General features: G+C 53.0%; 13 protein-coding genes. All 13 read right to left on the bottom strand.

Annotation, left to right across the window (positions count from 1 at the left end; all coding sequences use genetic code 11):
- Positions 1-244: 244 nt before the first annotated feature.
- Entirely contained in the window at positions 245-958 is a 714-nt protein-coding gene (locus tag ACVBDQ_RS02645) for a pirin family protein (protein ID WP_021321652.1), read from the bottom strand.
- A gap of 200 nt (positions 959-1158) precedes the next feature.
- On the bottom strand, positions 1159-2799 hold the full coding sequence (merA, locus tag ACVBDQ_RS02640; RefSeq protein WP_014196743.1) for a mercury(II) reductase: 1641 nt from the start codon (positions 2797-2799) through the stop codon (positions 1159-1161).
- A 29-nt stretch (positions 2800-2828) separates the two neighbouring features.
- On the bottom strand, positions 2829-3620 hold the full coding sequence (gene bioC, locus ACVBDQ_RS02635) for a malonyl-ACP O-methyltransferase BioC (protein WP_021321653.1): 792 nt from the start codon (positions 3618-3620) through the stop codon (positions 2829-2831).
- Positions 3613-4305: an alpha/beta fold hydrolase gene (locus tag ACVBDQ_RS02630; RefSeq protein ID WP_446663035.1), complete on the bottom strand. Its 693-nt coding sequence runs from the start codon at positions 4303-4305 to the stop codon at positions 3613-3615. The genes bioC and ACVBDQ_RS02630 overlap by 8 nt, the downstream gene beginning before the upstream one ends.
- A 382-nt stretch (positions 4306-4687) precedes the next feature.
- A complete protein-coding gene (locus ACVBDQ_RS02625) occupies positions 4688-5986 on the bottom strand; it encodes a murein hydrolase activator EnvC family protein (protein ID WP_446663034.1) in 1299 nt (432 codons plus the stop codon).
- A gap of 32 nt (positions 5987-6018) precedes the next feature.
- Positions 6019-6912: a permease-like cell division protein FtsX gene (gene ftsX, locus ACVBDQ_RS02620; RefSeq protein WP_446663033.1), complete on the bottom strand. Its 894-nt coding sequence runs from the start codon at positions 6910-6912 to the stop codon at positions 6019-6021.
- Entirely contained in the window at positions 6893-7588 is a 696-nt protein-coding gene (gene ftsE / locus ACVBDQ_RS02615) for a cell division ATP-binding protein FtsE (RefSeq protein ID WP_011232571.1), read from the bottom strand. Before ftsE ends, ftsX begins: the two co-directional genes overlap by 20 nt.
- Before the next feature lie 260 nt (positions 7589-7848).
- Positions 7849-8184 (bottom strand): cytochrome c551, encoded by a 336-nt coding sequence (gene cccB, locus ACVBDQ_RS02610; protein WP_013146412.1) that lies wholly within the window; start codon positions 8182-8184, stop codon positions 7849-7851.
- Positions 8185-8246: 62 nt separating this feature from the next.
- Complete coding sequence (locus ACVBDQ_RS02605) at positions 8247-9110, bottom strand: YitT family protein (protein ID WP_014196751.1); 864 nt, start codon at positions 9108-9110, stop codon at positions 8247-8249.
- A 136-nt stretch (positions 9111-9246) separates the two neighbouring features.
- Entirely contained in the window at positions 9247-9507 is a 261-nt protein-coding gene (locus tag ACVBDQ_RS02600; RefSeq protein WP_014196752.1) for a type II toxin-antitoxin system RelE family toxin, read from the bottom strand.
- Entirely contained in the window at positions 9476-9736 is a 261-nt protein-coding gene (locus ACVBDQ_RS02595; RefSeq protein ID WP_014196753.1) for a hypothetical protein, read from the bottom strand. The genes ACVBDQ_RS02600 and ACVBDQ_RS02595 overlap by 32 nt, the downstream gene beginning before the upstream one ends.
- A gap of 108 nt (positions 9737-9844) precedes the next feature.
- A protein-coding gene (gene prfB, locus ACVBDQ_RS02590; protein ID WP_145956593.1) for a peptide chain release factor 2 occupies positions 9845-10949 on the bottom strand; the annotation gives its coding sequence in 2 pieces (ribosomal slippage) (positions 9845-10873 and positions 10875-10949; 1104 coding nt in all).
- Positions 10950-11040: 91 nt separating this feature from the next.
- On the bottom strand, positions 11041-13554 hold the full coding sequence (secA, locus tag ACVBDQ_RS02585; protein ID WP_446663032.1) for a preprotein translocase subunit SecA: 2514 nt from the start codon (positions 13552-13554) through the stop codon (positions 11041-11043).
- Between the last annotated feature and the right edge of the window lie 105 nt (positions 13555-13659).

The following is a 13659-nucleotide window of genomic DNA, read 5'->3' as shown; positions in this document are numbered from 1 at the left end:
GAGGCACCCCTCGCCCTTGGCGGCGAACGATGCCTCTTCTTGATTCGTCTTCTTGGCACGATCTAGGAGGGCGGTGAAAAACGGCTGATTCCCTTACTCAATGGGGGGAATGGGCGAAAAGCAGGATCGATGCAACAAGGTTTTTCTAATTGAGAAATGACATGGTAAAGCCGTATTCACGATTAAATCACCAGCCTCCTAGAATGGAAGCCAAACCAATGAACCGCACAAAAACGAAACGCTTTCACCCCTCTTTTGGCAAGTCGATGAGCATCAACCGCGATCCTTTGTTCGTTGCGAGGCCAAGAACCGGCGTTTCCGTGATGCGGGCCGCATCGCGCCGTTCGAGATGGGCCTCGCCGTTTAACGTCAAATCTCCCTCAATGACAAAGACAAAGATGTTCCGCCCTTCTGGCTGAGTAAACGTCAGCTCATGCCCGGCTTCCAAATCGGAAAGATAAATCGTCAAATCTTGATGAATGTGAGCAATCCCCGGGGAAGACGGGTGTTTCGTGACAATCGGCAACAAGGCGTTTTTCATCTTGTCGACCGGAAACTCGGTTCGCTCGTATGACGGCGGCAATCCGTATTGCTCCGGCAAAAACCAAAGTTGCAAAAAATTCACTTCTTCTGTCGCCGACGGATTCACTTCCGAATGGACGATGCCGGTGCCGGCCGACATCCGCTGCACGCCGCCAAACGTCGTCACCGCTTTATGCCCCGTGCTGTCTTCATGTTGCAAGTACCCCTTTAACACGATTGACACAATTTCCATCTCCCGGTGTGGGTGAGCGCCAAAACCAGCAAGCGGCGCAACGAAATCGTCGTTTAACACCCTTAGCGGGCCAAACTGGATGTTGTTCGGATCATAATACTCGCCAAATGAGAAGCTATGGTATGTTTTCAGCCAGCCGTAATCGGCATGATATCGGGACGACGCCCGGTCGATGCGGATCATTCCTTCTTCACTCCTTAAATAGATGGTCGTTTTTTTAAAAATCTCGAATTCGAGATAATTATACAAAAAGAAGAAGAGACCTGTCAATGACTGGAACAAACAGGCCTCGATCCTTCCCCATCGTCGAATGCTTTTCATCGGTCATCTGTCCCTTTCAGCAACAGGTCAATCATCGAAACGACAGCCCCCGTTCGAAGGCTTTACCCCGCACAGCACGACAGTTTCGAGACATCTTGGTCAAACGTCAGCGCCGCCAGCTTCAGCCCTTCCGCCATCGTTAAATACGGGGCCAACGTTCGGCGAAGGTCGTCGATCGTTAATCCGAATTGAATCGCCAACGCTGCGGCGTAAATGACCTCGCCGGCATGGTCAGCGACGATGTGGGCGCCCAGCAGCTTGCCCGTACGGGCCTCAGCGACAAGTTTAAACACCCCCGTCGTTTCCCGGTTGACGATGGCGCGCGGCACCGCCTCAAGCGGCAGGACGGACGTTTTCACGTCATACCCGTTTTCTTTCGCCCGCTGTTCGGTCAAACCGACAGTGGCGATGGCCGGATGGGTGAACGTCACCGCCGGAACGACGGCCGTATCCCAGCGCTTGTTCAGCCCGCCGACGGCATTGGCCGCGGCAACGGCTCCCTGATAGGCCGCGACATAGACGAACTGCGGGCCGAGCGTGACATCGCCTGCCGCATAAATCGACGGGTTCGTCGTCCGTGTGTATTCGTCGATCAAAATTTCCCCGCGCGCCCCGACTTCCACACCGGCTGCCGGCAAGTTCAACGCCGCCGTATTCGGCGTTCTCCCGGCAGCCACGAGCAATTCGTCCGCTTCGATGACCCGGGTGCGTCCGTCCACGTTCACATACACTTTTTTCGTATTCCCATCTTGTTCGACCCGTTCAAATGAAGCACCGGTGATGACGCGGATGCCTTGTTCTGTGAGCGCCCGCGTCATCGCTTCGGAAATTTCCGGGTCATACTCTTTCAGCAGGCGCGAGCTTCGCTGCATCAACGTCACCTCCGAGCCGAGATGGTGGAACAGCTGTCCCAACTCCATCCCGATGTAGCCGGCGCCGATGACGGCGAGCCGCTTCGGCACTTTTTCCAGTTCAAGCAAGGTCGTGCTGGTCAAGTAGTCGACATCATGAAGTCCCGGAATATCCGGCACGGCCGGGGAAGCGCCTGTCGCGATCAAAAACCGTTTCGCCGACAGCGTTTGGCCGTTGACTTCAATCGTTTGACCATCGACAAATCGTGCTTCCCCTCGGATGAAATCGAACCCGTACTCTCTGATCAAGTCTGCATATTTCGCTTGGCGAAGCTGCTCGACCAGTTCATTTTTTTGCTTCACTAACAGCGCCAAGTCCACCGGACCGGCCGATGTATGGAGTCCAAGAAATGGATGATTCTGTGCCAACGCCTGGATTTCACCGGCCCGAAGCAATGTCTTGGATGGTACGCAGCCGATATTGACGCATGTCCCCCCGACTGTGCCGCGTTCGACCATGGCGACTTTCGCTCCATATTTCACGGCTTCAATCGCTGAAGAAAACGCGGCCGCGCCGGAACCAATGATGATGTAGTCATACTCTCTTTCGCCAGCAGTGGCAGGGCTGGCTGGTGCGGCGACCTCCTCGATATCCCCCGGCTCGTAATGAGCGTTTTTGACCGCTTGTCTCGCCATGTCAACGTCGGCGTCCTCGGGCAGCGCGAATACTGCTTCACCGCGCCGGAAGCTGACATCCATCAGCTTAGCCCCAACCGCGCTCAGCGCTCTGGCGACATGTTGTTCACAACCGGTGCATGTCATGCCTTGGACGGTCATTCGATATGTTTTCATGGTAAAAAACACTCCTTATCAACAAATGTCTAACAGCGGGTCATGCGAATCAATAGGCAATGGTAAGTAGCCGTGATCTCCCCGTGCACCAAAAAGCGCTGTTCGTATTCGCGCATCATGGCTTTGAAGACAGACGGACGTTGGCAATAGCGGCCAACCATGCTATTTGTGGCACCGATATGGCGCAGCGATAGAAAAAAGTCACGGACAGATGGAAATCGCTCCGTTTCCATCCATTCAAACCCATCAATGTGGGCAGCAGGGGCAGCTTGCTGGCAGCGGTCGATCCATTCCGCCAGGGTTGGAAAAGCCGGGCCGATGCGAAACGGTTCATGGATGTTCTCCGCTTTCAGCGCCAACGAAAAGGAAGTATGCAATTCGTGGAACGTACGGGCGCCGAAAGTGGAAAACACAAGACACCCTCCCTCACTTAACGCTCGGTAGAGGCGGGCGATCGTGTTGACGGGGTCATTCAGCCATTGAAACGTTGCATTGGAAATGATTAAATCATACGGCTCATTCCATGTCATATCCTCGATATCCGCGCATATCCATGTCACATCTTCGCCGCAAACCCGTTCCTGCGCAACGGTGATCATGCCTGGCGCAATGTCGACTGCGGTCATGCGCGCGTGCGGGAACATACGGCACAGTTTTTCAGTGAGATAGCCTGTGCCGCAGCCAACTTCTAAAATGTTGTGGGGGCGTATGCCAATGCAGTCAGCCAAGAGATCGGCCATTGTTTTTTGGACATTAGCAAACTGGTCATACGTTTTCGCACGCTCGCTAAACCGCTTTCGCATGAGCTGCTTGTCAATCATCGGTCTCACCAACCCATGTTTGAATAAGATGAACACATGTCTCGGTTTGGGTCCAAAATGGAACGTGCCCTGTATCGGGCAACAACGCCATGGTGGCGTTGGGAGCGCGTTCAACGATATAGCGCGCAGCAGCAGGTGGACAAATCGCATCTTGCTCACCGTGAACGATCAGCATTGGAGCGGAGATGTCCGCCAAAAACGGGCGCGCATCGGCCTCAATCAAATAATCAAGCCCGATCAGCAGTTCCTCAACCCGATCGCGGTAAAAGAACTCAGAAATATCCCCCTTTTCGCTCTTGGACCATAATGAAGCAAGGAAAGCAGCTATCGTGTCAGCCGGCCGTACTTGCAGCTTTGTTTTCATCCGCTTGACGATCCGTGGATGCCATCCAGCTTCATAACCGTCATCGGCAATAAAACGGCTCGTGCCGCCGATCAAAATAAGACGAGAGACCCGCTCGGGATAAGCATGGGCCAACTCTAGCGCCACAAGCGAACCGAGCGACCAGCCGATGACTGCTGCGCGTTCCTGAAGCGCCTGTTCCGCTCGTTTTCGAAAGCAATGGATCGTTTCAATTCCCTTCCATTCGACGGCTGTCACGTTTCCGCTTAGTGATAACGAATCGAGCAGCGGGGCAAAAATCCCCGCTTTCATTCCCCATCCCGGAATGCAGACGATATTCATCGGATCCCCCCTCACTTTGCGCCGTCATGTACAAAATCAGCCCAGAGCGTTGGTTGGTTTTCCCCGAGCTTCGGTCCTTGCGCCTTTATCTCCTCATCCCGTAAATCGGATCTTTCCCCCTTTCACCACCATTTGTAAACCAAAAATAAATAAATGTTTCCATTTATCGTATCACAGGCAACCGATGGCCACAATCTTTTTTCATTCCCAACGAGTTGGAGAGGGTCTCCCGCATCCATCACCGCCAAAAACGGATTGAAACAGAATCAAAGCGGAATGGGCATAGAATTTGCCTGCCGATGATGTCAAATCAATCAAAAAAATACGCAACTTGTCCTGCCAAAAGACAGACAAGTTGCGCAATGCCACCTACCGTTCGAAATTAGAAAGGAATATAGTCAAGCGGATTGACCGCATTCGTTTTCGCCTCGTTCCAGCCGCCGCGGTGCAGTTCAAAATGAAGATGCGGACCGGTCGAATGACCGGTATTGCCCATGTAGCCAATCACTTGCCCTTTGCGGACGTGCTGCCCTTCGCCAACAAGACGCGCTTCCAAATGGGCGTACACGGTCGTATAGGTTTGCCCATTAATCACATGACTGATGAAAATGACGTTGCCATAGCTGCTAGAATAATAGGACCGGAACACGATGCCATCTGCGGCCGCCACAACGGGAACGACAGCAGCCCGCTTGCCGATGTCGACTCCCGGATGGAAGTCCGTGCCGCCAAACCGGTAGCCAAAGCCCGAGGTGATCGGCCCGTTGGCCGGCCGGGTAAACGCTCCGCTCGATACAGGCGGCGTGCTGCCGCCGGATGGCGTTTCCCCTGACGATGCTTCACCACTGTCAGACCAAGTGTACGTACGCGCCCGTTGTTTCGCTGCTTCTTCCGCCCGTTTTTGCCGTTCGAGTTCGGCAAGCTGCTCTTTCACCGCCGCTTCTTGCTTGGCGATCAGCTCTTTTTCCTCTTCGAGCGCCATCTTATGATCATGCTCTTCTTCCTCTCTTTGCTTCAAATCGGCCATCAGGCGATTTTTTTGCTCCAGCTGGCCCGCGAGTTTCGATTGCAGCTGCTTCAATTCTTGCAAATCCGCTTGCAGCTTGTTCCGCTTCTCCGTCAATTCGGCTTCCTTTTTCTCTTTTAACGTTTTATCAGCTTCCTGCTCGCGGATGATTTGTTGGTCCGCTTCCATGATCGTCGTCACGGCGCTCATCCGGTCAATGAAGTCGCTGAAGCTTTGCGCGCCAAGCAATACTTGCAAGTAGCTGATCGCTCCGCCGCTTTCCTGCAAGGAACGAAGCCGCTCCTTCAAAATTTCATTCCGCTTTTCAATCCGTTCTTGAATTTCGGCAATTTCTTGTTTCAATTGGTCAATGGCTTGCTCCGTTTGGTCAATATCTGCGCTGACGTTGCGGATTTTGCCGCTCGTTTCCTCAATGGCAATGTTCAGCTTTTCAATATCGTTGGCGACTTGTTTTTGCTGCGACTGAAGGGCTTCGATGTTTTTTTGCGCCTCGCTGATTTGTTCCTGCACCTCTGACCGCTTCGAACGAAGCGCGTCGATCTCCCCTCGCTTTTGTTCGATATCACGAGTGCTGACGGCATCCGCCGCCGGCGGCAGAACGCCAAGGCCGAGCGCCGCGGCGACGGCGAGCGCCATCATATTTTTCTTCTTCATCGCTTTCCCCTCTCCCTATGTATGATTCTTTTTTACACTTTCAAAAACTTGCGCACGGACATGACGCTTCCCCAAATGCCGATGCCCGCGCCAATCGCCAGCAGCAGTGCGCTCAACTGCCACATAAACGGCGAAAACGGAAGAAGTTCAAAAAACGGCAAGGAAACCCGCTGTTCATACACTTGATACACGTTGTAGTACACGATCGAAAGCGCCGCGATCGGGAAGAGAGCGCCGAGCATTCCAAGCCATAACCCTTCCAAAAAGAACGGCCAGCGGATAAATCCGTTCGTCGCACCCACGAGCCGCATAATTTCGATTTCGCGACGGCGGGCGAAAATCGTAATTTTGATCGTGTTGGAGATGAGAAACATTGCCGTAAACAACAATCCGAGAATGAGCACGAGCCCGACGTTGCGCGCCACTTTCAGTGCGTCAAACAGCTTCTCGACCGTCCCTTGGCCATAATTGACTTTATGGACGAACGGCAATGTTTCGATTTGTTTGGCGATTTTCACTGTATCTTGCGGATGGGCCGCTTTCACGACGTATACATCGCTTAGTGGGTTGTCCTGTTCAAATAAGCGGAACGACGAGCCTTCATCCCCCATGCTTTTGATCAGCCGCTTCAGCTCTTCGTCCTTCGATGAATAGCGCACTTCCTTGACGTTTGGAATGGCTTCAATTTGCCGGCGCAAAGCGTTTTTTTGCTGGTTGTCGGCCGTCAGCTCGATATGGACGCGAATTTCGACATCGTTTTCGACTTTTTGGGCAAAATGGTTGATGTTGAACATGACGACAAAAAAGACGCCGACAAGCAACAGCGTCACCGTGACGGCGCTCGCGGAGGCAAACGTCATCCAACCGTTGCGGCCAAGGCTTTTGATGCTTTCCCGGACGTGGCGCTTAAACGTATGAAGCGTCATAGCCGTATTCCCCCTTCGCCTCGTCGCGGACGATTTTCCCGTTTTCGATGGCGATGACGCGCCGCCGGGTCGCGTTGACGATCTCTTTGTTGTGGGTCGCCATCACAATCGTCGTTCCCCGGTCGTTGATTTTTTCAAACAGCTCCACAATGCCCCATGAGGTTTCCGGGTCCAAGTTTCCTGTTGGTTCGTCGGCAATCACGATCTTCGGGGAGTTGACGATTGAGCGGGCGATGGAGACGCGCTGCTGTTCGCCCCCGGACAGTTCGTTCGGATAAGAGCGGATTTTATGCTTGAGGCCGACTAAGTCGAGTACTTCCATCACTTTTTTGCGGATCACTTTCGGCGATTCTTCAATGACTTCCAAGGCAAAGGCAACGTTTTCGTAAACGTTGAGCTTCGGAAGCAACTTGAAATCTTGGAACACAACACCGATATGGCGGCGCAAAAGAGGGACTTTGCTGTCTTTGAGTTTGGCAAGGTTGACGCCGTTGACCATAATGGTCCCGCTCGTCGGCTTTTCCTCGCGGTACATCATCTTAATAAACGTCGACTTCCCAGCTCCGCTGGGTCCAACGACATAGACGAATTCTCCTTGCTTGATGCGGACGTTGATGCCGTTTAACGCCACAACGCCGTTTGGATACGTTTTGTATACATCTTGCATTTCAATCATCATCATCACCTATTTTCGACTTCCCTGTTGCCATTTCTCGAGCTGTTTCGAATGAATCTTGCAAAATTCCGCAAGGATTATTATAACACGATTTTCTATTGTCGAATTTTACATTTATATTTCAAATGGGGAACAATGGAGAAACTAGGACAAAAGATGCAAAAACAGAAAACACCGCCCCGTTCTTAAGCGAACAAGGCGGTGCACCTTCCTTGAATGAAGCGATCTTTTCCTTTCAAAGAGTCAGAAACATCCGTCCATTATTTTTTCGCAGCCAGCCATTCCGCCACTTTGTCGGCGTCTTCCCCTTTAATGATTCCTGCCGGCATCGCGCCGCGGCCGTTGGCGATAATGTTTTTAATTTCATCTTTGGAATACTTGCTTCCAACCTTTTGCAAGTTCGGGCCGACCCCGCCCGACAGGTCTTGTCCATGACAGGACGCACAGTTTTGTTTAAAAATTTGCTCGGCAGCCGCTGCTGTATCCCCTCCGCCGTTGCTGCCGCCGTTTTTCTCCCCGGCATTGTCCCCGCCACCGCCGCACGCGGCAAGCGCGAGCGAAACGCCAAGGAACATCGCAGCCAATTTCCATTTCATGGCGAACTCCCCCCAGAAAACAAAAATTTCATTCTCCTTTATTATAACCGATTTCTTCCGCTTTACGTACGTTGAAATCCTTCGCCGAGCACCTCAGCGGCGTTCGCAACGATGACAAACGCTGTCGGATCAATGGTTCGGACCAATTGTTTCAATTTCGTGAACTCCGATTGCGCGACGACGCACATCAACACCGGCCGCTCATGTTCCGTGTAACCGCCATACGCGGGCAAGCGTGTCACTCCGCGGTCGATTTCGTGCAAAATGGCGCGGCGCACTTTTTCTTCTTCATTCGTAATAATAAGAGCGATTTTCGAATACCCAAGCCCGACTTGGACGAGGTCGATCGTTTTGCTCGTCACATACAACGCGATCAACGCATAGAGCGCCCGTTCAATATCAAACACAAACGCCGCGGTCAACACGATCAAGCCATCGATCAAAATGACGCACATGCCAAGCGACAGCCCGGTATATTTATGGATGATTTGCGCGGCCAAATCGGTGCCGCCGGTCGACGCCCGTCCGCGGAAGACGACGCCGAGGCCAAGCCCCACGCCGATGCCGCCAAAGATCGCGCCAAGAAGCGGATTCGTCGTCGCCGGCTCCATCTCTTTCGTCAAATAGACGACAAGCGGCAAAAACACCGTCCCGACAAACGTTTTCACGCCAAACTGCCGGCCCAAAAGCACAACGCCAGCGATAAAGAGCGGAATGTTGAGCGCCCATTGGACGTAGGCAGGCTCAATGCCAAACAACGAGTGCATAATCGTGCTGATGCCGCTAACTCCGCCCGAAGCGATCCGGTTCGGCAGCAAAAACACGTTAAACGCCACAGCGACGATCGCCGCGCCGATCAGAACATACGCATACTCCAAAGCCGCCTCCACCGCCGGAGGCATGGTCTTCTCTCTTCGCTTCCGCATGCTTCCCCACCTTCCTCTGTGAGTATAGCATGCCCGTTTTGGCAAGTAAATGACAGCCGATTAACGCGATAATGGTCTGCTATGCTAAAGGAAAAAAGGACGATCCGATGATCGCCCTAGCCAAAAAATACAAGCCTCAATACACATCCCCGCGGTTGCCGATCGCCTCAATATAGATGATTCGTTCTTCATGATCGATGCGAAACAAAACACGATATGTTCCGACCCGCAGCCGATATAATCCATCCTGCCCCTTCAACTTTTTAATATCCCCCTGCGGCGGGATCGCAAGCAGACCTTGCAGCCCGAAAGCGAATCGTTCTTGAACATCTTTGTCTTGACGAGCGATGAATTTGACTGCAGCCTTACGGTAAATCAACTTGTAGCCCGAATTCACGCTTGGCTTCTCCCCCGGTGATATATCCTTCATCGCTTTGCAGCTGCTGGCGCTCTTCTTCCGTCAACGCTTCTTCTTCATCTGTTTCGTCAATCCGCTCCCATACCATTCGTTCCTTTCTGGACCGATCAAGCAAGTACATCAAAAAATCGTACACTGTTTGATGATCCGTTTCATCCAACCGGTCAATCAGTTCGTAAAGCAATTGTTTGCGCACAGCCAAAGCCATCGCCCTCCTTTTGCCTTTCGTTACCTTCAGCATACCACCGGGATGCAGATGCGTCAAAATCAGAAAAATGATTTTTGAAACAAAAAAGGACGATCCGATGATCGCCCTTTACTTCAACTTCGCACGCAAATACGCGTCGATGAACACATCAATTTCCCCATCCATCACCGCTTGCACATTGCCGACCTCGACGTTCGTCCGATGGTCTTTGACAAGCGAATACGGATGGAAGACGTACGAACGAATTTGGTTGCCCCAGCCGATTTCTTTTTGCTCGCCGCGCAGCTCAGCGAGTTCGGCTTGTTGCTCCTCGAGTTTCTTTTGGTACAATTTCGCCTTCAACATATTCATCGCTTTTTCGCGGTTTTTGATTTGCGACCGCTCCGATTGGCACGTGACGACAATCCCGGTCGGCAAGTGGGTGATGCGCACGGCCGAGTCGGTCGTGTTGACGTGCTGCCCGCCCGCGCCGCTTGAGCGGTACGTGTCGATTTTCAGCTCTTCCGGCCGGATCTCAATTTCAATGTTATCATCCATCTCCGGCACAACCTCGCACGACACGAACGACGTATGGCGGCGGCCTGAGGCGTCAAACGGCGAGATGCGAACCAGCCGATGCACCCCTTTTTCCGCTTTTAAGTAGCCGTAGGCGTTGTGCCCTTTAATGAGCAGCGTGACGCTTTTAATCCCGGCTTCCTCGCCCGGGAGGTAATCGAGCGTCTCGACTTTAAACCCTTTTTTCTCCGCCCAGCGCGTGTACATGCGCAACAGCATCGACGCCCAGTCTTGCGACTCCGTGCCGCCCGCACCCGGGTGGAGCTCCAAAATAGCGTTGTTTTGATCGTACGGCTCATTGAGCAGCAGCTGCAACTCAAACTCGCTGAAGTCTTTTGTCAGCTTTTTCGCTTCCTCGACCAGCTCAGCTTGGAGCTCGTCATCCGGCTCCTCCTTGAGCAATTCGTACGTCACTTCCAAGTTGTCAAACCGTTCTTCCAGTGAAGAAAATTCCTCGACGAGATCTTTAAGCGCATTCGCTTCCGAAATAACCGCCTGCGCCGCCTTTTGATCATCCCAAAAGTTGGGCGCGGCCATTTGCTCCTCTAATTCGCGAATGCGCGCCTGCTTCGCTTCGAGGTCAAAGAGACCCCCTAATTTCCGCTAATCGCTTAGCCATTTTCTCAAGCTCTTGCTTAATTTCCACCAAATCGATCATGTTGTCCTCACCTCATCATGAATATAGTATGTCAATGGTTCATATCTGCCATTCAAAAGGGAGGCAGCGCCCCCCTATTATTTATAAACCGTTACACCGTTCTTCCGCAACAATGTTTATATTTCTTCCCGCTCCCGCACGGGCACGGTTCGTTGCGGCCGACGCGCACCGCCTTGCGGACCGGTTTTCGCTTCGGCTCTTCGCCGTCTTCTTTCGGATGCACGGCCTCGCCTTTCGCCACTTCTTGGCGTTCGAGGTTTTGATGGATTTCCGCTTTCATGATATACGTCGCGACTTCCTCTTCGATCGCGGCAATCATGTTTTCAAACATCGCATAGCCTTCCATTTGGTATTCGCGCAGCGGGTCAACTTGTCCGTAGGCGCGCAAATGGATGCCTTGGCGGAGCTGCTCCATCGCGTCGATATGGTTCATCCATTTCATATCGACGGCGCGCAAGACGACGACGCGTTCAAACTCGCGCATTTGTTCCGGCGGGATTTGCGCTTCCTTCTCATCATAGCGCACTTTTACTTTTTCCCAAATCAGCTCGATCATCTCTTCGGGCTCTTTGCCGCGCAAATCGCCCTCCGTCACATCGCCGTCTGGCAACAGATGGGCATTTACATAATCGACGAGCCCTTTCAAATTCCACTCTTCCGGCAAGTCCTCTTTCGGCGTATGAGCATGAACGGCGCGCTCAATGACCGAGCGGATCATGTTTTCAATGATGCCGCGCAGGTTGTCGGAATCGAGCACTTCATAGCGCTGGCGGTAAATGATTTCCCGCTGCTCGCGCAGGACATCGTCATATTGAAGCAGCTGTTTGCGGGCGTCGAAGTTGTTGCCTTCGACCCGCTTTTGCGCCGACTCGACCGCTCTCGTCACCATTTTGCTTTGGATCGGCTGCGAGTCGTCCATTCCAAGGCGGTCCATCATCGCCATTAAGCTTTCCGAGCCGAAACGGCGCATCAATTCGTCTTCAAGCGACAAGTAAAACTGCGACACCCCAGGATCGCCTTGACGCCCGGAACGGCCGCGCAGCTGGTTGTCGATCCGCCGGCTTTCGTGACGCTCCGTGCCGATGACCGCAAGCCCGCCAAGCTCCTTTACCCCTTCGCCAAGCTTAATGTCCGTCCCGCGCCCGGCCATGTTCGTCGCAATCGTCACCGCACCTTTTTGTCCTGCTTGGGCGATGATTTCCGCCTCTTTCGCATGGTTTTTCGCGTTTAAGACGTTGTGCGGGATGCCGCGTTTTTTCAGCATCTCCGACAACATCTCGGACGTTTCGATCGCCACCGTGCCGACAAGCACGGGCTGCCCTTTCGCATGGCGGGCGGCGATGTCCTCAACCACGGCGCGGAACTTCCCTTCCATCGTCCGATAAATCAAATCCGGACGGTCTTCGCGGATGACCGGGCGGTTCGTCGGAATGACGACGACGCGCATGTTGTAAATGTTGCGGAACTCTTCCTCTTCCGTCTTCGCCGTCCCCGTCATCCCCGCCAATTTTTCGTACATGCGGAAATAGTTTTGGAACGTGATCGTGGCTAAGGTCATCGACTCGTTTTGAATCTCGAGCCCCTCTTTCGCCTCAATGGCTTGATGAAGCCCATCGCTGTAGCGGCGGCCGTGCATCAAGCGCCCGGTGAACGGGTCGACGATGATCACTTTTCCGTCTTGCACGACATAGTCGACATCGCGCTGCATCGTCACGTGCGCCCTTAGCGCCAGCTGAATATGGTGGTTGAGCGTGACGTGTTTCAAATCGAACAAGTTGTCGATGCCAAACGCGCGCTCCGCTTTGTTGATTCCTTCTTCCGTCAGCTGGACGCTTTTCGTTTTTTCATCGTATGTGTAATCGACATCTTTGCGCAACGTGCGGACAAACGCATTCGCCTGCACATACAGCTTAGTCGACTTCTGCGCCGTGCCGGAAATGATGAGCGGCGTCCGCGCTTCATCGATCAAAATCGAGTCGACCTCGTCGATGATCGCATAATAGAGCGGCCGCTGCACAATGTGCTCTTTATAGAGCACCATGTTGTCGCGCAAATAGTCAAAGCCAAACTCGTTGTTCGTCCCGTACGTAATGTCGGCGTTGTACGCCGCCTGCTTCTCCTCGCGCGACATGCCGCTTAAGTTCAAGCCGACGGTCATGCCTAAAAACTCATACAGTTTGCCCATTTCCGTCGCATCGCGCGTCGCCAAGTATTCGTTGACCGTCACGACATGCACGCCGCGCCCCGTCAAGGCGTTCAAATAGACGGGCATCGTCGCCGTCAACGTTTTCCCTTCCCCGGTTTTCATCTCGGCGATGTCGCCCTCATGCAAGACGACGCCGCCCATAATTTGCACTTTATATGGGTACAAGCCAAGGACGCGCTTCGCCCCTTCGCGCACAACGGCAAACGCCTCAACAAGCAAATCATCGAGCGATTCGCCTTGTTGGTAGCGGGCTTTGAATTCCTCGGTTTTTTGCCGCAGCTGTTCATCGGACAGTCGGGCCATCTCCGGACCGAGCGCATCCACTTGATCCGCAATTTTCTCGAGCCTTGCCAACTGACGCTTGTTCGGGTCAAATACTTTTTTTAAGACTCCAAGCATAGGAAACGCTCCTTATTTTTCATGGACTCACTTATTCATCATATCATTTACAGGGATAGGTGACAACTGTTGCACAGGCTTAGAGAGGGGCATGTCCAAAAGAGG

It is taken from the genome of Geobacillus sp. CCR, assembly GCF_052906625.1.
This window is presented reverse-complemented; position numbering and strand designations above follow the sequence as displayed.

Bases quoted from the DNA above. Each gene is read 5' to 3' on its own strand.
- merA (WP_014196743.1), bottom strand. From the start codon at position 2,799: ATGAAAACATATCGAATGACCGTCCAAGGCATGACATGCACCGGTTGT.
- ACVBDQ_RS02625 (WP_446663034.1), bottom strand. From the start codon at position 5,986: ATGAAGAAGAAAAATATGATGGCGCTCGCCGTCGCCGCGGCGCTCGGC.
- ACVBDQ_RS02605 (WP_014196751.1), bottom strand. From the start codon at position 9,110: ATGCGGAAGCGAAGAGAGAAGACCATGCCTCCGGCGGTGGAGGCGGCT.
- bioC (WP_021321653.1), bottom strand. From the start codon at position 3,620: ATGATTGACAAGCAGCTCATGCGAAAGCGGTTTAGCGAGCGTGCGAAA.
- ACVBDQ_RS02595 (WP_014196753.1), bottom strand. From the start codon at position 9,736: ATGGCTTTGGCTGTGCGCAAACAATTGCTTTACGAACTGATTGACCGG.
- ftsE (WP_011232571.1), bottom strand. From the start codon at position 7,588: ATGATTGAAATGCAAGATGTATACAAAACGTATCCAAACGGCGTTGTG.
- cccB (WP_013146412.1), bottom strand. From the start codon at position 8,184: ATGAAATGGAAATTGGCTGCGATGTTCCTTGGCGTTTCGCTCGCGCTT.
- secA (WP_446663032.1), bottom strand. From the start codon at position 13,554: ATGCTTGGAGTCTTAAAAAAAGTATTTGACCCGAACAAGCGTCAGTTG.
- ACVBDQ_RS02645 (WP_021321652.1), bottom strand. From the start codon at position 958: ATGATCCGCATCGACCGGGCGTCGTCCCGATATCATGCCGATTACGGC.
- ftsX (WP_446663033.1), bottom strand. From the start codon at position 6,912: ATGACGCTTCATACGTTTAAGCGCCACGTCCGGGAAAGCATCAAAAGC.
- ACVBDQ_RS02630 (WP_446663035.1), bottom strand. From the start codon at position 4,305: ATGAATATCGTCTGCATTCCGGGATGGGGAATGAAAGCGGGGATTTTT.